Below are 23,387 nucleotides of genomic sequence, written 5' to 3' on the forward strand. Positions count from 1 at the left end.
AAAGATGTTTAATGATATAAAGCATTCAATTAAAAATGAATATAGGTAAGTAATAGGGTATTATTTATATATTAGCCACTATCTATCAAAGTGTAGTTTTTTGATACTGAAGATGTATATTATTAACGATCTAAATACTAGGAGGAAGATAAATTAATGAGATCATCAAAGAAAAAGAGGTTTTCAATTTTATTTGATAAACATTACAAAAAACTCTTCAATTATTCTTTTAAGGTGGTTAAAGAAAGAGATCTTTCTCAAGAATTAGTACAAGAAACATTTATTAAGCTTTGGGAAAAAATAGAGCAAGTTCAATCAAATGATCGTTCGATAGAATCATTTCTTATTGTCACTTTAAAGAATAAGATAATTGATCATAGCAGAAAGCATAAAACCCGGGAAAAACATACCAATTTATATTCACTAAACCGGGATATACAAGAAAACATAGATAATAAATGGGAGCTGTCACAAAAAATAGATAGTATTTATGCTTCACTTCCTCCCAAAACGATAGAAATATTTAGATTATCAAGAGACCAGGGATTTACTTATCAGGAGATTGCTCTACAAAAAAATATTTCTGTAAAAACAGTAGAGCTTCATATTTCCAAGGCTTTAACAGCATTTAGACAAGGGTTACAAGATTATTTATAATTTTTGATAGGGTGTAACTATGCGACCAACGTCTTATAGTAAAATACCTTATTATGGAACAGGATCAAATAACAGAAGTAGACATTTGGGGATATATCTCGAAAAGTGCAGATATAGCTACAAATGAAAGGGTAGAAGAGTGGATGAATTCTGATGATTTCAATGAAAATCTATTTAATAAAATACAGAATATTTACAATGCCACTGGCGAAAAAATCCCAAAGCATAGTGATTTAGAAACAAATGTTGCCAAACAAAAGTTTTTTAATTCAATAGAAAATAAAGAAAGGAAAAACTCTAGTTGGAAAAAGATCATAAAATATGCAGCTATGGCAGCGATTTTGGTATCAACTGCCGTGTATACCTATCAAATAATAATAGCAAATGATATTATAAGCATTGAGACTGCGTATAGTGATCATGAACAAATACATCTTCCTGATGGTTCTGTAGTTTGGTTAAATTCTTCAAGTAAGCTGTCTTACAATCCAAAATCTCCAAGAACACTATTTTTAGATGGTGAAGCTTTTTTTGAGGTAGCAAAAGACAAAGAACACCCCTTTACTGTAGAGACGCCAGATCATATTATCGTAAAAGCTTTGGGAACAAGTTTTAATGTAAAATCGTATGCAAAAAATACATTTACAGAAACCGTATTATTAACCGGTAAAGTCGAAATGAGCTCTAAGGAGTATTTAAAAAACAGCATTATAATGCTTCCAAATGATAAAGTGAAGATTTTTAAGAATGATGGACGCGTACTTGCTTCAAAATCCAGTAATGCTATTAGTAGTATTGCCTGGAGAGAGGGTAAAATACAATTCAATAATAAACCATTTTTAGAAATAGCTAATGATTTAAAAATTCAACATAATGTTAATATACGTTTTGAAAATGAACAAATATCACATTCAAAATTTACCGGATCCTTTGATCAGGATTTACCAATTAATGACATTCTGGAAGTATTGAAAGCTTCAAAAAATTTTAAATATGAATATAATACAAAAGCAAATGAGTGGGTAATAAAATAAAAAAGTGGGAAAACTGCCATTTTCCCACCGATGTGTCAATAGTATTCTAATCGCGAAATCAGTAATAATTAACAACATTCAAATTTATGAAAATAAAACAGTTCGTTCTGTCTTGGCAGGTAAAAAACCCTGGCAAAAAAAGTATTTTATTAATGAAATTATCCTTTTCTCTTTATTTACTAGGTTGTTTACAACTCATGGCTATCAATGGCTTTTCTCAGGATAAGGTTACATTAAATCTCGAGAATACTCAATTAGAAACCATATTAAAACAAATAGAGAAACAAACTTCATATAGTTTTATTTATAATAATGATGAAATTAACGTATCACAAAAACTTGATATTGAAGTAATTGATAAAGATGTTACTAAAACACTTAATGAATTATTGCAAACTACCTCGATCAAATATTTGGTGAAGAATAGTTTTATTATACTTTCTAATCGCCCTCAACAAAAAAATAAGTATACCCTAAGTGGAACTGTTAAAGATGCTGCAACAGGCGAAACGCTACCTGGAGCCAGTGTCTATATAAAAGATAGCGACAAAGGGGTTTCTACAAATGAATATGGCTTTTATTCTATAACCTTTCCCGAAGGTAGTTATAGTTTCCAAATTTCATATTTGGGATATACTCTAAAAGAGATAAACCTAGAATTAACCAAGAATACAAAACTCGATATTCAGCTAGAACCATCTTCGAATGAATTAGATGAAGTAACGATTACTGCTAATAATGAAAATAAAAGCCAGGTAAATACAATTGCATCTGGTATCTCTACGCTAAAAGGTTCAGAAATTAAACGATTACCAGCTTTTTTGGGAGAACCAGATATCATGAGAGCATTATTAACCCTTCCTGGTGTAAATACGATTGGAGAAGGCGCTTCGGGAATTAATGTTAGAGGAGGTAATATAGATCAAAATCTAGTGCTATTAGATGAGGCACCAATTTATAATCCAACTCATGTATTTGGATTGTTTTCGGGATTTAATACAGATGCGATTAAAGAAATGAAATTATATAAAGGGGGGATTCCTGCACGTTTTGGAGGGAGAGCATCTTCTGTTTTAGAGATTAGACAACGGGATGGAAATACTAAAACTTTTAAAGGAGAAGGAGGACTAGGGCTATTGTTTTCGAGGCTTACGCTAGAAGGGCCAATAAAAAAGGAAAAACTAAGCTTTTTGGTTTCTGGTCGTAGATCTTATTTTGATGCGTTTTTTCCAATTATAGGAGGAGAAGTAAAAGATCAAAAAGTTTTCTTTTATGATCTGAGTTCTAAACTTAGCTGGAAAATTAATAAAAATAATACATTGTTTCTATCAGGTTATTTTGGGGCCGATGTCATGAAACTACTTTTTGAAGGAGAAGTTATTCCAGAAGGTAAAGAGCCGGATGACAAAACAGATTTTAGCTGGAAAAATGCTACAGCTACATTACGTTGGAATCACATATTCTCTAACAAACTATTTATGAATGTTTCTGGAATATATAGCCAGTACAATTATAAATTAAAAAGTACAGATGGAGGGCCTTTAGAGACCAATAGTAGTATAAAATGGAAATCTTCTATTGAAAATTTTATCATAAAACCAGATTTTACTTATTATCTCAATCCTAGTACGAAAATGAGATTTGGAATAAATGGTACACTATATCGTTTTACTCCGGCAAAGGCTACCAGTGACGATATTGGTATCAACACTATAAATCTCGAAACAGAAAAAGGGGTAGAAGTTGCACCATATATAGAATATGAAAAAAAATGGAAAAAATTTTCATTTAGTACCGGATTACGGTATTCCTGGTTTGGTAATTTTGGATATAACAAAGTTGCGGTGTACAGCCCCGGGGTTCCGCAAAATGTAACTACCATTATAGATACTCGTGAGTATAAAAAAGGAAAGCTTATTAAAAGTTATACTGGTTTTGAACCTCGAATTTCGTTAAAATATAATTTAAAAAATAATAAAGCATTAAAATTAGGGTACAACAGGATGTTTCAATACATTCATTATATATCAAATACAACTGCAGCTTTTCCTTTCGATGTATGGAAACTATCGGGAGTACATATAAAACCTTTAGAAGTAAATCAGATTTCTGCCGGATATGCATATGATACACAAAATAAACACTATAATTTTACTGTCGAAGGGTATTATAAAACCTTCAAAAACATAGTAGAGTATAAAAATGGTGCAAATTTATTATTAAATGAAAATATAGAAACACAGTTGTTACCTGCAAAAGGGTATTCTTACGGAACAGAATTTGGAATTTATAAAAATACAGGAAAATTAAGAGGAAGTATTAATTATACCTATTCTGTTACCAAAAGAAAAACGACCAGTATTTTTTCTTCAGATAATATTAATGATAGTAGATATTACCCATCAAATTATGATCGACCACATGTTTTTAATATTACTACCGATTATACAATAGGGTCAAAGTGGAATGTTGGACTATTTTTTACATATCAATCAGGAAGACCTATAACAAAACCTACAGGGCGATTTATTTTTGATAACAATCCGTATTTAACCTATTCAGATAGAAATGCATATAGGTTGCCCAGTACGCATAGAATGGATATTTCATTTACATATACTCCAAAAAAACCTAATAAAAAGTGGAAAGGTAGTTGGTCTTTTGGGCTCTATAATCTGTATGCACGTAAAAATGCTTTTTCATCTTTTTCGATATTTAAAAATAATCGATTAAGATCCTATGATTTTTATCTAATTGGTGCACCTGTACCCTTTATCACGTACAATTTTAAATTTTAAGACTATGAAATCATTATATCGAATTATAGTAATCATCCTTTGTTTTATCCCTATATTAAGTTGCCTTAAAGAAACACCGTTAGATGCAGAGTTTGAACCACAGGTTTTTATCTATGGATACCTTATCAATAATACAGATAACATAAAAATCACCATTCAAAGAACAGTTCCGGTTAATAATACCACCCTGGATCCTATTAATGATGCCTCTGTATTTCTATATACCGAAGATTCTGACGGTACTGTTAGACTTGTTACTGATGATTTTCAGGTGTCTGAAGGAGTATATTTAAGTACTGATGCAGTGATTGGTCTTATTGGAAACAAGTATTGGATTGAAGTTATACTTGCCGACGGAACTACTTATGAGTCTGTTCACGAGCCATTAAAAGAACCAGTACAAATCAAAACTATAAGTAAAGTAAATGGTTATCCGAGAGTAATTTTTAGTGATCCAGGAAATGAAACCAATTTTTATCAGGTTCACTTTTCCTTTTATAATAATGGAAGCCTTATTTCCGAAGTATTCGAATTATCTAATGATATTCTTTTTAATGGAAATGAAAATGCATTTATAGAAACTCTAACTAGTGGAGGAGATATTTTAACGGTGAGTCTTTTAAATTTAAATTTTCACACCTACGAGTATTATGTGGCTGCCCATGAACAATACGAAAATCAAGTAGATTTTGGAGACCCAGAAACCACAGAACCTTTTTTAATATTTTCAAAACCTCCTATAAATTTAATAGGGAATATTAGAAATACAACAACAGATAGAAAAGCATTAGGTTTTTTTGGAGTGTTTAGTTTTAGCTATCAAGAGATATCATTTTAGTTAATCTATATAAATGAAGCCAACTAGAATGATGGTTTGCTTGAAATGATTCTAATATCTAAATTTTATAATACGGGAGGAACGTACAATTCTCCCGTATTTTAATTTTAAAAATGAATATTCTCTAAATGACATTCATAGATAAACTAAAGCCATTCATAGATATTAATTACTAGTGCTAGTATCTGGTTGTAGTTTTGAGCCATATCAAAAACAAAAAGTAATGGCTCGATTAATTACAATCATTATTATTCTATTATTGTCTTTTCTCAACTCTTTCTCTCAATCTTTGAAAGGTGAAATTATTGATATAGATACCAATAAACCAATACCTTATGTAACTGTAATTTTAAAAAACCAAGAAGGAGAGTTTTTAGAAGGTGTAACAACTAATGATAATGGTATTTATAATATTGATTATCAAGATGGTAAATATACTGTAGAAGCAAGTTTTATAGGATACGAAACGTATGTATCCTCTGTAGTAATCGATAAAAATACCACTTTGGATATTACGATGAGAACAGAAGCAACAACGCTGGATGAAGTAACACTTGTCGCAGAAGAAACTACCGTAAAACAATTAATCGATAAAAAAGTAGTACATGTAGGAAAAGATTTATTATCTGGCGGGGGGGATGCAGCAACAGTATTGAGTCAATTATCCGAAGTACAGGCAGATCAAAATGGAAATATTAGTCTAAGAGGAAGTCAAAATGTAAATGTACTAGTTAATGGGAAACCTTCGCCATTAAGTACAACAGAATTATTGCAACAAATTCCTTCTGATGAAATCAATAAAATTGAAATAATAACATCACCATCTGCAAAATATCAAGCTAATGGCCTTACCGGAATTATTAATATCATTACCCATAAAAAAGTACGTAAAGGGATTGCCATAACTACAAGTTTAAATGGTAATTCCTTGGGAAGCCACGGTGCAAATGGTGCAATTAATTATGGAAGATCTAAAACTAGTTATAGATTTGGTGGTTCTTACAAGAAGAATATCTTTGAAAATGAAAATACCCAAAATCGATCAGGAACTCAACCATTTACACAGTTAAGCGATTTTAAATTTGATGGAGACGTGTATAAAATTAATGGTGGTATTGACTGGTTTCCTAATGATGATAATGAATTTTCTTTAGGTTTAGACTATACAGATAATGGACATGTTTTAGATAATAAAGCCAATATATTTCAGAATGATATTACTACTTTTCAAAACATTTTGGGTAGTCATTCTCATAAAACATTTAATGCCAATGGTAATTATAGGCGTTATTTTAAGGAGAGAGAAAATTTTCTTGAAATAGATATTCAGTTATCTGATAATGCAAATATTCTAAAAAGTGATTTTAGACCAAATCTGGGAATCACAGATAATGCTACCGATAACGACGTTTTTATCACAAGTATGGCAATGGATTATTCGGGAGTCCTAAGTGAGAAGTTCAAGATTGAAGCTGGAACATTTTGGAATCGACAAAACCTTGATAATTCACGTTCTTTTTTTAATGAAGACAATATTACTATATCACAAGAAAGTTTTGAAAATACACAATCAACGTATGCAGCATACTCCTTACTAAAATATAATCTAAAAGGAATAAACATTCAGGCAGGAGTGAGGGGAGAGTTATTTGTGAGAAAAGCAAATCTTAAAACAGATAACACCAGTATAGAAAGTGATTTTACGAACTTATTTCCCTCTTTGCATTTAAGTTATACAGTACAAGAAGATCAAACATTTATTTTTGGATACAATAGAAGAACATCCAGACCTACCTTAAGCCAAGTAAACCCTATAGCTTTTCAGATTAATGAGTTTTCGATTAGTCAGGGAAATCCAGCTTTGGAGCCAGAGTTTTCAAATAATTTTGATGTTTCTTATCAATTCAAAAAGAAAAGTCTAAAAATAACACCAGCTTTTGCCTATCGTCTTAAAGAGAATGTTATTACAACCAATAATTATGTAAATGATGATGGTATTAATGTATATACTTCTGTAAATAATGGCGCAACGAATGCTTATGGAGTAGAAATGGCGATACACATAAAACCCTATAATTGGTTAAATACTGATTTAAACTTTAATTGGAATTATGAAGAATTTAAAAATGATCAAATTGGCTTTACCCGTAATTTTAACAGAAGCTATAACCTAACTCTAAAAAATCAATTCAAAATATCTCAAAAAACGAACATGGTGGTATCCTGGCGTTATAATGGTCCTTCAAAAGGATTTTTTTATACCCAGGAGACTACCCAAAAAATAGATTTAGGAATCAGGCATAAAATCTTAAAAAATATGGGAAGTCTAAATTTACGGGTAACAGACCTTTTTAATACGCAACGTTTTGAAGGTATCAATTCTGGCACTGGGTTTTTACAAGACTATGCATATAAACCTATTTCCAGGGTTGTACATTTGGCGTTTTCTTATCGCATAGATGGGGGAACTGTGAAACAGCGAAATAAAAAATCAAGACGCTACAATAGTGGTCTCATTGATTAATATTAAATTTACGAGAAGCGTATGAAAAAAGTGTTTGAAATAAAATATTTTGAAATAGGGTTACATATCCTATTTTGGATATTATACTTTACCTATCCTATCATTAAGTTTGGTGATCGTAACAGGTTTTCTTTTGATTTCACTGAAGCAGTCTTGAATACTGTTTTTATTGGAGTTTCGGTATATATTGCTCATTTTTTCTTAGTAAAAAATTACAAAGGCATAAAAGCGTTGATCGTATTTTTAATAATCTTTCTTTGTATAGTATATTTAAACTGTTACCTAAATGGTAAAACTTGTCAATGCAATTTTAGGCTTTGTTTTATTAATAAAACAGTAGAATACTTATTGATAAATGCTTTTTTTCTGGCCATATTTACGATTAAGAAAAATATCATAAGTAACCAAATATTAGAAAGAACAGAACAAGAACGAGTTCAGGCAGAATTAAAGAGTCTTAAAGCACAGCTAAACCCTCATTTTTTATTTAATACCTTAAATATGTTGTATTCTAATGCAATTCTTAAAGATGAAGTGTTGGCAGATAAAATTCTAAAACTCTCTGATAGCTTACATTATTTAATGCATGAAGGAGAAAAACCAAATGTGCCCTTACTACAAGAAATAGAATTTATTAATGGATATATAGAATTGCAAAAAGCCCGACTAGGAAAAAAAATAGATATTAAATTTTCTAATACTCTGGATAATCCAAAACAGGATATACCGCCATTGTTAATGATTCCTTTTATTGAAAATGCATTTAAGTATTCAAGTATGGTAGAAGGGAAGAAAATACCGCTTTGTATCGATGTAAAACTAGCAAATGATGTACTCAATTTATGGGTAGAAAATCGATATGATCCCAGATATTCTTCAAAACAATCAGAAGTATGGAAAGATAGTGGGATTGGTATCGAAAATGTAAAAAAGAGATTAGCTTTATTGTATCCAAATAAACATACGCTTACAATCGAGTCATTAGAAGGTACTTTTAAAGTGAATTTAAAAATTGATCTAAAATGAGATGTATCATTATAGAAGATGAACTGCCCGCACAGCAATTATTGATCAAATATATAGAGCAGTCTTCAGATATCGAATGCATTGGTGTTTTTGAGTCAGTTTCAGAATTACCTTTATATGTCCTTAACGAAGTAGATTTCATATTATTAGATATACAATTGCCAGGAGCTAATGGTTTAGATTTCTTAAAAAGTTTAGAAATAAAACCAAAAGTTATTATTACAACTGCCTATAGAGATTATGCAATTGATGCTTTTGAAGAAGCCGTAGAAGACTACCTACTCAAACCTTTTTCTTATCATAGATTTTTAAAATCTGTAATGCGAATACAAAATACCCTTACAGATAAAAATACGATTCATAATGAAAAAGAACTATTTGTATATACAGATAAAACCTTTTATAAAATAATCAAAACCGATATTAATTATATTAAATCAGAAGCCGATTACGTATATATACACTATAGTGAAAAGAAATTGCTAGTTCAGGATAGTTTGAGCAACTGGGAATATAAACTTAAAGAAGATGGTTTTATAAGGATTCATAGATCATACCTTATTAATTTTAGAAAAATTGATAGAATAGAAGGGAACCTTGTGCACATAGAAAAAGAAGCCGTTCCTATAGGAAAAACATATAGAACATCTTTCTTTAATATTATTAAAAAATAAGAAGGCCATTCAGGAATTAAAAAATACAGTTACAAAGTAATAAAAAGGAGAATAATCGACCTTAATTATTACAGAAAAGTCTTTCGATATGTTAAATATTTAAAGCGTAATTTTTTTAAACTAAAAGATTAAACTTCTGTTAAACAAAATTCGTTAGATCTATTTTTTGTAGATTTGCTATATAAATGAAAAAGTTAATCCATAAAATATTATCTGTTTTAATGGCGATGGTAGTACTTGTATCTACTATATCGTTTACTGTAGATATGCATTATTGTGGAAACACTTTAGTAGATGTTGCTTTGTTTAAAGAGGCAAAAACTTGTGGAATGGACCAACAAGTTTCTAATTCCATCGAATGTTCGATAATGGCCAAAAAAAGCTGTTGTACAGATAAGCAACTTACTTTTGATGGACAGGATGAGCTTCAAAATTCATTGGATAAAATCACTTTAGAGCAACAGGCTTTTGTTGCTATCTTTTATTATTCATATATAAACCTTTTCGAAGGACTTGAGAATAATATCATCCCTTTTAAAGAGTATCCGCCTCCTTTCTTAGTCAAGGATATTCATGTGCTTAACGAAACCTTTCTTATTTGATACATTAGAGTATTAAAATTATGCCCGGTGATGATCCATTTGGGCTAGAATTGTTGTTTGTACTTTACAGATAACGTCTTCTTCTAATTATCAAATAATCAAAGTATATGCTAAACAAAAGCATCAAATTTCTTATCGAGAATAAATTGGTTGCAGTCCTTATGGTAGCTCTCTTTGTAGGGTGGGGCGTAGTAAATGCACCATTTGGGTGGCAAACCGGAATATTACCTAGCGACCCTGTAGCGGTTGATGCCATACCAGATATTGGCGAAAACCAGCAAATTGTATTTACAAAATGGCAAGGACGGTCGCCGCAAGATATCGAGAATCAGATTACATATCCCTTAACTACTTCACTTTTAGGAGTTCCTGGAGTAAAGACCATTCGTAGCTCTTCGATGTTTGGATTTTCTAGTATTTATATCATTTTTGAAGAAGATATAGAATTCTATTGGAGTAGGAGTCGTATTCTGGAAAAACTAAACTCACTACCATCAGGGTTATTGCCAAATGGAGTAAGCCCTGGTTTGGGCCCCGATGCAACTGGTTTAGGTCAGATTTTTTGGTATACTTTAGAAGGACGGGACGAAAACGGTAATGTAACTGGTGGTTGGGATTTACAAGAACTAAGAAGTATCCAGGATTATTATGTAAAATATGCATTATCATCTGCAGGCGGAGTATCAGAGGTAGCTTCTATTGGTGGGTACGTACAAGAATATCAAGTAGATGTGCATCCAGAGTTAATGCGCCAGTATAACATTAGTTTACAGCAAATTGTTAATGCAGTTAAACAATCAAATCGGGATATTGGTGCGCAGACTTTAGAAATTAATCAAGCAGAATACCTTATTCGTGGTTTAGGATACATAAAATCTATAGGCGATATAGAAAATGCCGTAGTGACGTCAGAAGAATTTACCGCAATACGTATTAAAGATATTGCCAGCGTTAGTTTAGGGCCAGAAGCAAGAAGGGGTATTCTAGATAAAGAAGGTGCAGAAGTAGTAGGAGGCGTTGTTGTTGCACGTTATGGAGCAAACCCATTAGAGGTTATCAATAATGTGAAAGATAAAATTAGCGAACTCAGTACCGGATTACCATCTAAACAATTAAAAGATGGTCGTACCTCACAATTAACCATAGTTCCTTTTTATGATCGAACCGAACTTATTCATGAAACAATAGGTACACTTAATGACGCTCTTACCTTAGAGATTTTGATAACCTTTCTTGTTGTCATTATTATGGTATTTAATCTTAGAGCTTCAATTCTTATTTCAGGACTCTTACCAGTAGCCATTTTAATGGTTTTTATAGCAATGAAATTGTTTGGCGTTGATGCCAATATCGTTGCTTTATCCGGTATTGCCATTGCTATTGGTACTATGGTAGATATGGGAGTGATACTTTCAGAAAACATTATAAGGCATTTGGATGAAAATAAAAATCATTTACCAGTGAATACAGTAGTGTATAATGCTACTGCAGAGATTTCTGGAGCGATATTAACAGCAGTACTAACCACCATAATCAGTTTTATTCCTGTATTTACGATGATTGGTGCAGAAGGAAAACTATTTAGACCATTAGCATTTACCAAAACAATGGCACTTACAGCATCAATCATAGTAGCCTTGTTCCTCATCCCTCCATTTGCTGCTTTTCTATTCAAAAAGAAAAATATAAAAACTTCAATAAGTTATATCATCAATGGTGTTTTAATTGTATTAGGAGGTATAGTAATTTTTAATGGTATATGGTTAGGTATCATTTTGATAGCTTTCGCAATAACTGCTATTCTTGGCTTAAGAGGTGTGGTTTCACAAAAGCATATTGATTTGACAAATATTAGTATAGCGGTAATAACTATAGTGTTTTTACTATCAGAGTATTGGAGACCTCTTGGAGTTGATAAAAGTATGTTTGTTAACCTCATTTTTGTAGGAATCATTTGCTTTGGGTTGTTAGGTACTTTTACGCTGTTTAGAAAATACTATACCAGAATATTACGATGGGCGTTGAACAATAAATTACTATTCCTATCTCTACCCACCATTATCGTTATTTTTGGTTTTTTAATCATGAAAAATATTGGGAAAGAATTTATGCCTTCATTAAATGAGGGATCTTTCCTATTGATGCCGACCACATTATCACATGCTGGAGTGGCAGAAAATAAAAGGATATTACAGCAATTGGATATGGCAGTAGCAAGTATTCCTGAAATTAAAACTGTTGTTGGTAAAGCCGGAAGAACAGAATCTTCTCTTGATCCTGCTCCATTATCAATGTATGAGAACATTATTTTGTATAAGCCCGAGTATATGCTTAATGAAAATGGTAAGAGACAACGATATAAGGTTAATGAGGACGGCTTATTTATAAGTAAAGATGGTAATTTGATTGACAATAAAAACTATGATGTTAATCCTGATAAAACCAGTAAAGTATCAAAAAAGAAATATTTCTCGATTAATAGAGAAAGTCTTATTCCTGATAATAACGGTGAATTCTACCGCAACTGGAGACCAGAAATCAAGAGTCCAGATGATATTTGGAGTGAAATCATAAACGTCACAAAATTACCTGGAGTAACTTCTGCTCCAAAATTACAACCGATAGAAACCCGATTGATAATGCTACAAACGGGAATGCGCGCACCAATGGGTATTAAAGTAAAAGGGCAAAACTTAAAACAAATTGAAGCTTTTGGAATCCAATTAGAAGAGATACTGAAAGAGGTAGATGGTGTAAAAGATGAAGCTGTTTTTGCCGACCGTATTGTTGGGAAACCTTATCTACTTATTGACATTGATCGAGAACAATTAGTACGTTATGGAGTATCTGTTGAACAGGTTCAGCAAATTCTGGAAGTCGCAGTAGGAGGGATCTCCCTTACACAAACAGTTGAAGGCAGAGAACGTTATGGAGTTCGAGTACGCTATCCACGAGAACTTCGGGCAAATCCAACAGATCTTGCAACTATTTACGTTCCCATAAAAAAAGGAAGTTCGATACCGTTAAGCGAATTGGTAGATATTCGTTATGAACAAGGACCGCAAGTGATAAAAAGCGAGGATACATTTCTTGTAGGCTATGTTTTATTTGATAAGAAAGATGGTTTTGCAGAAGTAAATGTCGTTAAGAATGCGCAACATCTGATAAAAACTAAGATTGATAATAATGAACTGATTGTTCCAAAAGGAATCACCTATCAATTTACAGGTACTTATGAAAATCAACTTAGGGCAGAAAAGACATTGTCTATAGTAGTACCTCTAGCTTTGGCCATTATCTTTTTGATTCTCTATTTTCAGTTTCGCTCAATAACTACTTCTTTCATAGTATTTACAGGTATTGCAGTAGCTTTTTCTGGCGGGTTTTTAATGATCTGGCTATATGGTCAGGATTGGTTTTTAAACATTAGTTTCTTTGGCGAAAACTTGCGAGATCTGTTTCAGGTTCATACAATCAACCTGAGTGTTGCCGTATGGGTTGGTTTCATAGCACTTTTTGGTATTGCTACAGATGATGGAGTAGTAATGGCTACTTATCTTAAACAGACGTTTGATAAAAATAAACCAAAATCCCTTGATGATATTAGAACATCTGTAATCGAAGCAGGAGAGCAAAGAATTCGTCCATGCCTCATGACCACCGCAACTACAATTCTTGCACTATTACCAATATTAACATCTACCGGTCGTGGGAGTGATATTATGATACCCATGGCAATTCCTTCCTTTGGAGGGATGGGGATTGCACTTATAACACTATTTGTAGTACCTGTATTATTTGGTTGGAAAAAAGAAGTTCAACTTAAACAAATGAATAAATGAAACATTTAAATATCATAATAGGATTTCTTTTCATTTCAGTTTTTACACATGCTCAACAACTTGAATCATATATTCAAGAAGGATGGCTTAATAGTGCTAAAATTCAGTCTTTTGAATTGCGTTATGCTGTTGCAAAAGAAAAAATAAAAGAAGTAAACACGATACCTAATACACAGTTTGGTGTAGGGTATTTTGTAAGCGAACCTGAAACACGTACAGGAGCGCAGCGTGCAAAATTTTCGATCCAACAAAAGCTACCTTGGTTTGGAACAATCACAGCAAGAGAGAATTATTCTACTGCTATGGCAGAGGCAGAATATGTAGATATTGTAATTATGAAAAGAAAATTAGCACTTTCAATTTCTCAATCGTATTATAAATTGTTTGCTATACAAAACAAACAAAAAATCCTCGAAGATAAAATTCTACTATTGCAAACATATGAGAAGCTGGCATTAACATCTGTAGAAGTTGGTAAAGCCTCTGCAGTTGATGTACTAAGGCTACAAATCCGTCAAAATGAATTAAAACAGCATAAAGGAGTACTTAAAGAAAGTTTTCTGGCAGAACAAATAGTTTTTAATGCTTTACTCAATCGAGATTCTGATATTGATATAATTGTTCCCGGTGAAATGAACATACCACTAGAAGATCCTATTACCAATAATGAAAATTTACAACTTAATCCAGAATTACTTAAATACGATAAAATATATGAAAGCATAAAACAATCAGAATTACTTAATCGAAAAGAAAAGGCACCACAAATTGGCTTTGGACTTGACTACATACCAGTATCAGAGAGAAATGATGTTACTATAAGTGATAATGGTAAGGATATTATAATGCCTATGGTGTCTTTTTCTATACCAATATTTAATAAACGTCATGATTCCCGAACTCGTCAAAACGAATTACGTCAGCAAGAAATTACAGCGCAAAAAGAAGAACGATTAAATCGTATGGAAACGATTTTAGGAAAGGCTATTTCGAATAGAAATACTGCAAGAATCAAATACAATACCCAGAAAGAAAATTTAAAACAGGCTAAAAATGCAGAAGAAATATTAATAAAAAGCTATGAAACAGGGACTATAGATTTTAATGATGTATTAGACATCCAGGAACTACAGCTTAAATTTCAGCTCAATCAAATAGAGAGCATACAGTTATACTATATAGAAGCTGCAATAATCAATTACTTAACAAATTAAAAACAATAATATTTAAAAAAAATAAACAAATGAGAAACTTAAAAATTTATGATATTAGAATAATTTTGGGAGCAATACTAGCATTAACAATACTATCTTGCAAAGAGAATGATACATCTAAAACAGAAGAGAAACAAGATCATCATTCTGAGGTGGAGCATAACGAAGATCATAGTAGTCATGATGTAGAACAAACAACAGAGGTTCAGTTTACAGATGCTAAGACAGCAGAAGCTTTTCAGCATTATATCCATATTAAGACTGCTTTGGTAAACACAGATGTTAATGAAGCAAAAACAGGAGCTCAAATGCTTGCCAAAGTGACAGAGAATGAAGTGTTTAAATTGGCGGCTGAGTCAATATTCAATACAGATGACATCGAGGCACAAAGAAAAGCGTTTACAGAAGTTACTACTCAAATGGAAACCTTACTTAACGGAGCATTATCATCGGGAGAAGTTTATAAGCAATATTGTCCAATGGCATTTGATAATACAGGGGCATATTGGTTGTCTAAAGAAAAAGAAATTAGAAACCCATATTTTGGAGATCGTATGTTAAAATGTGGTAGTGTTGCCAAAACTATAAAATAAGTATACTGGCTATTCCATCTGATCTCTAAAACAATACTATTAACAGATGAAGAAAATTTTAATTAAAAATATGGTCTGCAATCGGTGTAAAACTGTACTACAACAGGAGTTTGAAAATGCCAAAATTCCTGTTGAAACAATAGAATTGGGAGAGATCGTCTTTAGCAGTATTGATAGCTCGATTTTTAAAAAAGTAAATGAGATCATTACCCGTAATGGTTTCGAGATCATAAATGATGAAGTAGATCTTATTGTAGAACAAGTGAAATCCTATTTGATAAGCGAATTGTCAAAAGAAAACATATTAAATGAAAATCTATCTGACCTTATTTCAAAATATATGCATAGGGACTATTCTGTGATAAGTAAATTGTTTAGTAGTAATGAAGGTTTGACTATAGAAAAATATTTTATTCGTCTTAAAATTGAAAAAGCGAAGGAATATATTCAAATGGGAAATTTAAGTTTTTCTGAAATAGCATATACATTGAATTATAAAAGCGGAAGCCATCTGGCAAAACAGTTTAAAACAATTACCGGGATGTCTATGAGTAACTTTAAAAACCTACAATTGTGGGATCGCCAACCACTAGACCGAATTGTATAAGAAGAAACCATAATTATCAAATAAAAAGAGATGTGAACTCAATAATTTTGAAGATCAAACAACAATAAATATAGCAGATGAAACACATATATAAAATATCTGGAATGACTTGTAATGGCTGTAGAGGTCATGTAGAGTACATCCTTGATACTATGGATGGTGTGATCAGTGCGTCTGTTGATCTTGAAAAAGCAGAAGCAATTATTGAGACAGAAGAACACATTTCTTTAACTGTTTTTCAAGAAAGATTAGCAAGAGAAGGAGGACGTTATGAAATTCACCTTCCTGGGATGCAAAATCACGATGATAAACCAAAACAGGCTAAACCTAAAGGAAAAGGTGCAGGTGTTTTTTATTGTCCTATGTATTGCGAAGAAGATAAAACATACAATACATTACAGGATTGCCCCGTGTGTGGGATGGATTTGGTTGAAGAAGTAACTATACATACCATTACTAAAGAACAATATGGTTGTCCGATGCACCCAGAAGTAATTAAAGATGCTCCGGGGTCCTGTTCTATTTGTGGTATGGATTTAGTGCTATTACAACCAGATATTTCTGAAGAAGAGAAGAATTATAAAAAACTACTAAAGAAATTCTGGATAGCTGTACTATTTACGGTCCCTATTTTTATAATAGCGATGTCAGATATGTTTTCGAGTAATCCACTTAATGATATTTTAGACTTAAAATACTGGAACTGGATTCAGTTTGTACTTTCTGTTCCTGTAGTGTTTTATGCTACCTGGATGTTTTTTGAACGTGCCGTACGTTCTATAAAAATCTGGAACCTCAATATGTTTACTCTTATTGGTGTTGGGGCAGGTGTTGCATGGTTGTTTAGTGTTTTAGCTATACTTTTCCCTGATTTTTTTCCAGATCAGTTTAAAACAGAATCAGGAACAGTACATGTTTATTTTGAAGCGACCACTGTTATCTTAACGCTCGTGCTTATGGGACAAGTATTAGAATCGCGAGCACATAGCAAAACAAATTCTGCGATTAAGGAGTTATTAAAGCTTGTACCTAACAAAGCAATACGTGTTGTAAAAGGGATAGAAGAAGAAATTTCTATAGACCAGATCGAATTGAGTGATATCTTACGTGTAAAACCTGGAGATAAAATACCCGTAGATGGATCAATCTTTCAGGGGCAAACATCTGTAGACGAATCAATGATTACAGGTGAACCAATACCAGTAGATAAGACTGAAGGCGATCAGGTAAGTAGCGGTACAATTAATGGAAATCATTCTTTTTTATTGAAAGCAGAAAAAGTGGGATCCGAAACGCTTTTGTCAAAGATTATACAAATGGTAAATGATGCAAGTCGTAGTCGTGCACCTATTCAAAAACTGGCAGATATTGTTTCGGGATATTTTGTTCCTATAGTGGTTGTTATAGCGCTAATTACATTTGCCGTTTGGGCATTTTATGGTCCCAATCCTGCTTATGTTTATGCATTTGTAAATGCGATTGCTGTACTCATTATTGCCTGTCCGTGTGCCTTAGGATTGGCTACACCTATGTCTGTAATGGTTGGAGTTGGAAAAGGAGCTCAAAATGGTGTGCTTATTAAAAAGGCAGAAGCACTCGAAATCATGAACAAGGTTGATACCCTTATTGTAGACAAAACAGGAACTATAACTGAAGGAAAACCTACTGTTGAAAACGTAGTACCTGTTGGAGATCGATTTGGTAAAGAAGAAATTCTTCAATACATCATTTCTCTTAATAATTTAAGTGAACATCCATTAGCTCAGGCAACTGTGAAATATGGAAAAGAACAGCATATTAAATTGTTAGATGTAAGCGAATTTAAAGCAGTAATAGGAAAAGGAGTAGAAGGGAGTATTGCAAACCTAAAAGTGATATTGGGTAATGAAAAACTGCTAGAATATGCCAATGTGTCTATTTCAGATGAATTTAAAAAACAAGCTGAATCTTATCAGAAAAAAGGAAAAACTGTGTCGTATTTATCTATTGACCAAGATATAGCAGGTTATATCGTTATAGGAGATAAAATCAAAGAAACTAGTAGTAAAGCTATTAAACAATTACAGGATAGAGGAATTGAAATTATTATGCTTACTGGGGATAATTATAATACAGCCCATGCAGTAGCTAATGAACTTAATCTCACAAATTTTAAAGCAGAGATGTTACCAGAAGATAAACTCGGTGAGGTCGAAAAATTACAACATAGTGGTAGGGTAGTTGCGATGGCTGGAGATGGTATTAACGATGCTCCTGCTCTTGCAAAAAGTGATGTTGGTATTGCAATGGGTACAGGTACTGATGTAGCAATAGAGAGTGCAACTATTACTTTGGTAAAAGGAGATTTACAAGGTATTGTGAAAGCAAAAAAATTGAGTGATAAAGTAATGAAGAATATCAAACAAAACCTTTTCTTCGCACTTATTTACAACGCATTAGGAGTACCTATAGCTGCCGGAGTACTTTTCCCTTTTTTCGGAATTCTGTTATCTCCTATGATTGCAGCTCTGGCAATGAGTTTTAGTTCTGTATCCGTAATAACTAATGCTTTACGATTAAAAACAATACATATTAATTAGATATGGTTAAAAGACAAACAGCAATAAAAATTAGAAAAGTACATAGGTACTTAGGCCTCTTTTTAGGAATTCAGTTTTTGCTATGGACGGTTAGTGGTTTATATTTTAGCTGGACAGATATTGATGATATTCATGGAGATCAATTTAAAAATGAAAATATTGATGTTATATCCTTTAACGACTTGATAAAACCTTCTCAAATAGAAACAAAGGAAGCTATCCAATCATTAGAGCTTAGAGAAATAGCGGGGCAACCATATTATTGGATAAATAAGAAGCAACTTTTTAACGCAACAACCGGAGTATCAAAACCTGAAATTACTGCTTCTGAAGCTTTAAAAATTGCAGAAAAGAATATGTCACCAGAATTAGAAGTAATAGGTATAGAAAAAATAGAAAAAGTAGGTAATCATCATGAATATCGTGAAAGACCACTACCAGCCTATGTTATTTCATATGAGCACTCTCAAAAAGTAAAAGCATATATCTCGGTAAAAGATGGAAATTTCCAAAGAGTAAGACATCGATCGTGGCGTTGGTTTGATTTTCTTTGGATGACTCATACCATGGATTATGAAGGAAGAGATAATTTTAATACAATCATTCTTAGAGCTTTCTCTCTATTAGGATTAATAACGGTATTAAGTGGATTTACATTATGGTTTGTATCCTCGCCAACCATTAGAAAAATAAAAAAAAATAAACGTCATGAATAGGAACATCATTTATATAGGTATAGCAGTTCTTGTGGGACTATTAGGAGGTTACTTTATTTTTGGTAGTAACGATTCTACACAACATAATCACAATAATCATCAGGAAGAAGCTACAACGGATCAAATGTGGACTTGCTCGATGCACCCACAAATCATGCAGACAGAACCTGGTGATTGTCCGATATGTGGTATGGATCTAATTCCGGCAGGAACCAAAACAGATGGTCTATCTGCTGATCAATTTAAAATGACCGAGAATGCTATGGCATTAGCAAATATCCAAACTACTAATATTGGGGACTTAACAACAAGCGATAAAAACGGGATTACGTTATCTGGGAAAATAATGGAAAATGAAGAGGCAAATGCAGTACAAGCCAGTTATTTTGATGGTAGAATCGAACGGTTAAACATTAATTATAAAGGACAAGAAGTTAGAAAAGGACAAAAATTAGCAACTATATATGCCCCTGATCTTATCGCAGCACAGCAAGAACTTATTACTGCAGTATCACTTAAAGAATCTCAACCAATACTATATAAAGCTGTTCGTAATAAATTAAAGTTATGGAAACTTTCAGACAATCAAATCAAAGCAATAGAATCTTCTGGTAAAGTTCAGGAAAACTTTCCCGTTTATGCAACCGTTTCAGGTACTGCTTTAGAAGTAATGAGTGCAGAAGGTGATTATATAAAACAAGGGCAGCCTATTTTAAAAGTGAGTAATCTTAGTACAGTATGGGCAGAATTTGATGTATACGAAAACCAAATTGCACAATTTGAAAAAGGGCAGCAAATCAATATTACTACCACAGCCTATCCCGACAAAAAATTTAAAGGCACAATTTCTTTTATAGATCCGACTTTAAATGCTAAAACAAGAACCGTTAGAATAAGAACTAATCTTAATAATAGTGATCATCTTTTTAAACCAGGAATGTTCGTGACTGGTAGTGTAGCAAGTAAAACCGAAATGACAACGCAGCCCCTTGTTGTTCCGGCAAGTGCTGTATTATGGACAGGTGAACGTTCTGTAGTGTACGTAAAAACAAGTGCTACCGAACCTATTTTTGAAATGAGAGAAGTAGTATTGGGAAGTGCTACAGGAAATACATATACAATTCTAAATGGACTTGATAATGATGATGAGATTGTAACTAACGGAGCATTTACTGTTGATGCAGCTGCACAATTACAAGGTAAAAAATCAATGATGAACAAAGAAGGAGGAAAAGCTATGACTGGCCATGAAGGACATATAGAAATGCAAATGGAGGTGTCAAAATCGTTTCAGAAAGACTTTTTACCAGCCTTTATACCATACTTACAAATGAAAGATGCATTTGTAGATTCTAATGCTTCTCAGGTTTCTACTTTTGCTAAAGCGACAAATAAAATCTTAAAAGCAATTAAAACTTCAAACCTGAGTACCGTAGAAAAAACTCATTTTACAAATAGTATTAACACGTTAGATCATCTTGCAAATACTGAAGAATTAGAAAAACAAAGAACCTATTTTGTTTTATTGAATGAGAATATAGTAGCGTTAGTATCCAACTTTACTGAATTAAATACAGCAATATATGTACAAAAATGCCCGATGGCTAATACTAATAAAGGAGCTATTTGGATAAGTAAAGAAAAAGAAATTCGTAATCCTTATTTTGGTGATGCAATGCTAACTTGCGGTAGTGTTATTAATACAATTAAATAGAGATAGGAAAAAGAAACATCATCTTTTAATACTAACACTATTTTTTAATAGCATTGGTTAAGTTATGTTTATATACATTACCAATGGGAATATCAATTCCTGTTATTTTTAAGCGATTACCTTCAATCGTTTGTATTTTTTTAAGAGCAATTATATAGGAACGATGTATTCTTAAAAATTGATTTTCTGGTAAAGTGTTTTCAAAATTGGTTAACCTGTCTAATGATGTAATGGTCTCATTCTCGAGATGTATTTTGACATAACTTCCTAAACTTTCTAGATATAAAATACTATCTAATTGAATTTGATGCATTTTTTTGTCTCCTTTTACAAATATGCTATCATTTTGGTTTATATTTTTAGTGTTTGATAAAACTTGGTTTTGCGTTCCTTTTTGCATGCTATCCATCATTTTCTTTTGACTTTGAGCTTTATTTATAGCCTTCAAAAACCGTTCGAAACTAAATGGTTTTAAGAGATAATCCAGAATATTTAATTCATAACCTTCAATAGCATATTCCTGATATGCTGTAGTTACAATAATTAGAGGAGGATCACTTAACGTACGTAAGAAATCTAATCCTTTAAGTTTTGGCATATTGATATCTAAAAAAATTAAATCTACCTGATTGTCATTCAAATAATTCATAGCGTCAAATGCTGAATAACATTCTTTAACAACATTTAAAAATGAAAGATTGGTACAATAGTTTTTTATCACTTTATGTGCCAAAGGTTCGTCATCTATAGTTATGCAGTTCATTCTAGATTTAATTTTAAATCAACAGTAAAAACAGTATCTTTTTTACTAATTTTTAGTTCATGTGCATTTGGATAAATTAAAGATAATCTTCTTTTTACATTTTCAAGACCAATCCCACCATCATTTCCATTTTCTGTATCACTAAAATTATTTTCAATATACAGATGTGCTAATTTTTCTGTTGCTTGTAGTTTAAAATTTATAAATGCATTTTTTTCCATGTGATCAAAACCGTGTTTAAATGCGTTTTCTAAAAACACAATTAAGATCATGGGCGCTATTTGTTTTGCTTCATTATCTATATTCTTTTCGAAAGTAATAATTCCACGATTATGATGCCGCATTTTTTGCAATTCAATAAAATTTTCTAAATATGTTACTTCTCCTCCAATAGAAACTTTGGGTTCTTTGCAATCATAAATTGTATAACGCATTATTTCAGACAATTTCAAAATTAACGATGCTGTTTTATCAGATTTTTCAAGTGAAAGCGCATACAAGTTATTTAATGTATTAAAGAAGAAATGCGGATTGATTTGATTTTTTAGTAATGACAATTCTAAATGAAGACGATCATTTTCGATTTGGTTTATTTTAGAGAGTTGAATAAACCATCTATAGGATAAGTTTAATAATGTAGAAATCAGTATAATAACAATCATGCCAGTGATACCTTTTTCTGGTTCCATTTCCTGGTATGGTTGATTAAACCAATAGTGATCCATTAAGGGTTCGCCATATCCTATTATATACCCCCAACCAATGATTACGATAAGAAGTAATATAACATAAATGAAATATCGTTTTTTTACTAAATACCTGGGGATAATCCAATAAATATTGAAATAAACAGGAGGGGCTATTAACAAAAGAATGCTTGTAGTAGCTTGAAGAAAATAATTAGTTAAAGATGATAGTGTAAATGCGTTTTTATCTGAAATAACAAAACCAAATACAACTATCAAAATGATACTAAACAGTACCAAAACATTAATAAAAATGTTTTTTTTCCTAGCATCTAATGTTTGAATTTTCATAGTAATGTATTCTTGGAAATAAAAATATTAAAACTATTGGAGTTTGACTATTCTAATTAATGAATACCATATTTTCATCAATGAAACTATGTTTTTTATCAACGAACAGCATTCATTAATAATAATATACTTTTTAGCTATTTATATAAAGGAGTTGGTTAAAAAAAAT

The 23,387-nt window shown here is 31.9% G+C and carries 17 protein-coding genes; 15 read left to right on the forward strand and 2 right to left on the reverse strand.

Annotation, left to right across the window (positions count from 1 at the left end):
* Window positions 1-156 precede the first annotated feature (156 nt).
* From NNL09_RS19995 to NNL09_RS20065, 15 genes are all read left to right on the forward strand, one after another.
* On the forward strand, window positions 157-657 hold the full coding sequence (locus tag NNL09_RS19995) for an RNA polymerase sigma factor (protein ID WP_025663848.1): 501 nt from the start codon (window positions 157-159) through the stop codon (window positions 655-657).
* Between the two features lie 53 nt (window positions 658-710).
* Entirely contained in the window at window positions 711-1,691 is a 981-nt protein-coding gene (locus NNL09_RS20000) for a FecR family protein (RefSeq protein ID WP_196910166.1), read from the forward strand.
* Window positions 1,692-1,843: 152 nt separating this feature from the next.
* Entirely contained in the window at window positions 1,844-4,489 is a 2,646-nt protein-coding gene (locus NNL09_RS20005; RefSeq protein WP_196910165.1) for a TonB-dependent receptor, read from the forward strand.
* A 4-nt stretch (window positions 4,490-4,493) separates the two neighbouring features.
* Window positions 4,494-5,327, forward strand: coding sequence for a DUF4249 family protein (locus tag NNL09_RS20010; protein ID WP_196910164.1), 834 nt, complete (start codon window positions 4,494-4,496; stop codon window positions 5,325-5,327).
* Window positions 5,328-5,550: 223 nt separating this feature from the next.
* Window positions 5,551-7,851 carry a TonB-dependent receptor domain-containing protein gene (locus NNL09_RS20015; protein WP_196910163.1) on the forward strand — a complete coding sequence of 767 codons (2,301 nt, stop codon included), beginning with the start codon at window positions 5,551-5,553 and terminating at the stop codon, window positions 7,849-7,851.
* Window positions 7,852-7,872: 21 nt separating this feature from the next.
* The gene (locus NNL09_RS20020; RefSeq protein ID WP_196910162.1) at window positions 7,873-8,877 is read left to right on the forward strand and encodes a sensor histidine kinase; all 1,005 of its coding nucleotides are present in this window, start codon (window positions 7,873-7,875) and stop codon (window positions 8,875-8,877) included.
* Complete coding sequence (locus tag NNL09_RS20025) at window positions 8,874-9,551, forward strand: LytTR family DNA-binding domain-containing protein (protein ID WP_025663854.1); 678 nt, start codon at window positions 8,874-8,876, stop codon at window positions 9,549-9,551. The genes NNL09_RS20020 and NNL09_RS20025 overlap by 4 nt, the downstream gene beginning before the upstream one ends.
* A gap of 185 nt (window positions 9,552-9,736) precedes the next feature.
* Window positions 9,737-10,153: a hypothetical protein gene (locus NNL09_RS20030; protein WP_196910161.1), complete on the forward strand. Its 417-nt coding sequence runs from the start codon at window positions 9,737-9,739 to the stop codon at window positions 10,151-10,153.
* Window positions 10,154-10,260: 107 nt separating this feature from the next.
* Window positions 10,261-13,995 (forward strand): efflux RND transporter permease subunit, encoded by a 3,735-nt coding sequence (locus NNL09_RS20035; protein WP_196910160.1) that lies wholly within the window; start codon window positions 10,261-10,263, stop codon window positions 13,993-13,995.
* Window positions 13,992-15,209 carry a TolC family protein gene (locus NNL09_RS20040; protein WP_196910159.1) on the forward strand — a complete coding sequence of 406 codons (1,218 nt, stop codon included), beginning with the start codon at window positions 13,992-13,994 and terminating at the stop codon, window positions 15,207-15,209. The genes NNL09_RS20035 and NNL09_RS20040 overlap by 4 nt, the downstream gene beginning before the upstream one ends.
* 29 nt (window positions 15,210-15,238) lie before the next feature.
* Complete coding sequence (locus NNL09_RS20045) at window positions 15,239-15,802, forward strand: DUF3347 domain-containing protein (protein ID WP_196910158.1); 564 nt, start codon at window positions 15,239-15,241, stop codon at window positions 15,800-15,802.
* 46 nt (window positions 15,803-15,848) lie between these two features.
* Complete coding sequence (locus tag NNL09_RS20050; RefSeq protein WP_231389112.1) at window positions 15,849-16,409, forward strand: AraC family transcriptional regulator; 561 nt, start codon at window positions 15,849-15,851, stop codon at window positions 16,407-16,409.
* Between the two features lie 77 nt (window positions 16,410-16,486).
* The gene (locus NNL09_RS20055) at window positions 16,487-18,988 is read left to right on the forward strand and encodes a heavy metal translocating P-type ATPase (protein ID WP_196910157.1); all 2,502 of its coding nucleotides are present in this window, start codon (window positions 16,487-16,489) and stop codon (window positions 18,986-18,988) included.
* Between the two features lie 2 nt (window positions 18,989-18,990).
* Complete coding sequence (locus NNL09_RS20060) at window positions 18,991-19,704, forward strand: PepSY domain-containing protein (protein WP_196910156.1); 714 nt, start codon at window positions 18,991-18,993, stop codon at window positions 19,702-19,704.
* Window positions 19,697-21,418 (forward strand): efflux RND transporter periplasmic adaptor subunit, encoded by a 1,722-nt coding sequence (locus tag NNL09_RS20065; protein ID WP_196910155.1) that lies wholly within the window; start codon window positions 19,697-19,699, stop codon window positions 21,416-21,418. The genes NNL09_RS20060 and NNL09_RS20065 overlap by 8 nt, the downstream gene beginning before the upstream one ends.
* Window positions 21,419-21,455: 37 nt before the next feature.
* Here NNL09_RS20065 and NNL09_RS20070 read toward each other — a convergent pair whose 3' ends face one another.
* Window positions 21,456-22,181 (reverse strand): LytTR family DNA-binding domain-containing protein, encoded by a 726-nt coding sequence (locus NNL09_RS20070; RefSeq protein ID WP_196910154.1) that lies wholly within the window; start codon window positions 22,179-22,181, stop codon window positions 21,456-21,458.
* Complete coding sequence (locus NNL09_RS20075; protein WP_196910153.1) at window positions 22,178-23,218, reverse strand: sensor histidine kinase; 1,041 nt, start codon at window positions 23,216-23,218, stop codon at window positions 22,178-22,180. Before NNL09_RS20075 ends, NNL09_RS20070 begins: the two co-directional genes overlap by 4 nt.
* Window positions 23,219-23,387 lie beyond the last annotated feature (169 nt).

The organism is Aquimarina sp. EL_43 (genome assembly GCF_943422735.1).
GTDB classification, from domain to species: domain Bacteria; phylum Bacteroidota; class Bacteroidia; order Flavobacteriales; family Flavobacteriaceae; genus Aquimarina; species Aquimarina megaterium.

Coding starts and splice junctions, on each gene's coding strand:
- NNL09_RS19995 (WP_025663848.1), top strand. CDS start 157: ATGAGATCATCAAAGAAAAAGAGGTTTTCAATTTTATTTGATAAACAT.
- NNL09_RS20000 (WP_196910166.1), top strand. CDS start 711: ATGGAACAGGATCAAATAACAGAAGTAGACATTTGGGGATATATCTCG.
- NNL09_RS20005 (WP_196910165.1), top strand. CDS start 1,844: ATGAAATTATCCTTTTCTCTTTATTTACTAGGTTGTTTACAACTCATG.
- NNL09_RS20010 (WP_196910164.1), top strand. CDS start 4,494: ATGAAATCATTATATCGAATTATAGTAATCATCCTTTGTTTTATCCCT.
- NNL09_RS20015 (WP_196910163.1), top strand. CDS start 5,551: ATGGCTCGATTAATTACAATCATTATTATTCTATTATTGTCTTTTCTC.
- NNL09_RS20020 (WP_196910162.1), top strand. CDS start 7,873: ATGAAAAAAGTGTTTGAAATAAAATATTTTGAAATAGGGTTACATATC.
- NNL09_RS20025 (WP_025663854.1), top strand. CDS start 8,874: ATGAGATGTATCATTATAGAAGATGAACTGCCCGCACAGCAATTATTG.
- NNL09_RS20030 (WP_196910161.1), top strand. CDS start 9,737: ATGAAAAAGTTAATCCATAAAATATTATCTGTTTTAATGGCGATGGTA.
- NNL09_RS20035 (WP_196910160.1), top strand. CDS start 10,261: ATGCTAAACAAAAGCATCAAATTTCTTATCGAGAATAAATTGGTTGCA.
- NNL09_RS20040 (WP_196910159.1), top strand. CDS start 13,992: ATGAAACATTTAAATATCATAATAGGATTTCTTTTCATTTCAGTTTTT.
- NNL09_RS20045 (WP_196910158.1), top strand. CDS start 15,239: ATGAGAAACTTAAAAATTTATGATATTAGAATAATTTTGGGAGCAATA.
- NNL09_RS20050 (WP_231389112.1), top strand. CDS start 15,849: ATGAAGAAAATTTTAATTAAAAATATGGTCTGCAATCGGTGTAAAACT.
- NNL09_RS20055 (WP_196910157.1), top strand. CDS start 16,487: ATGAAACACATATATAAAATATCTGGAATGACTTGTAATGGCTGTAGA.
- NNL09_RS20060 (WP_196910156.1), top strand. CDS start 18,991: ATGGTTAAAAGACAAACAGCAATAAAAATTAGAAAAGTACATAGGTAC.
- NNL09_RS20065 (WP_196910155.1), top strand. CDS start 19,697: ATGAATAGGAACATCATTTATATAGGTATAGCAGTTCTTGTGGGACTA.
- NNL09_RS20070 (WP_196910154.1), bottom strand. CDS start 22,181: ATGAACTGCATAACTATAGATGACGAACCTTTGGCACATAAAGTGATA.
- NNL09_RS20075 (WP_196910153.1), bottom strand. CDS start 23,218: ATGAAAATTCAAACATTAGATGCTAGGAAAAAAAACATTTTTATTAAT.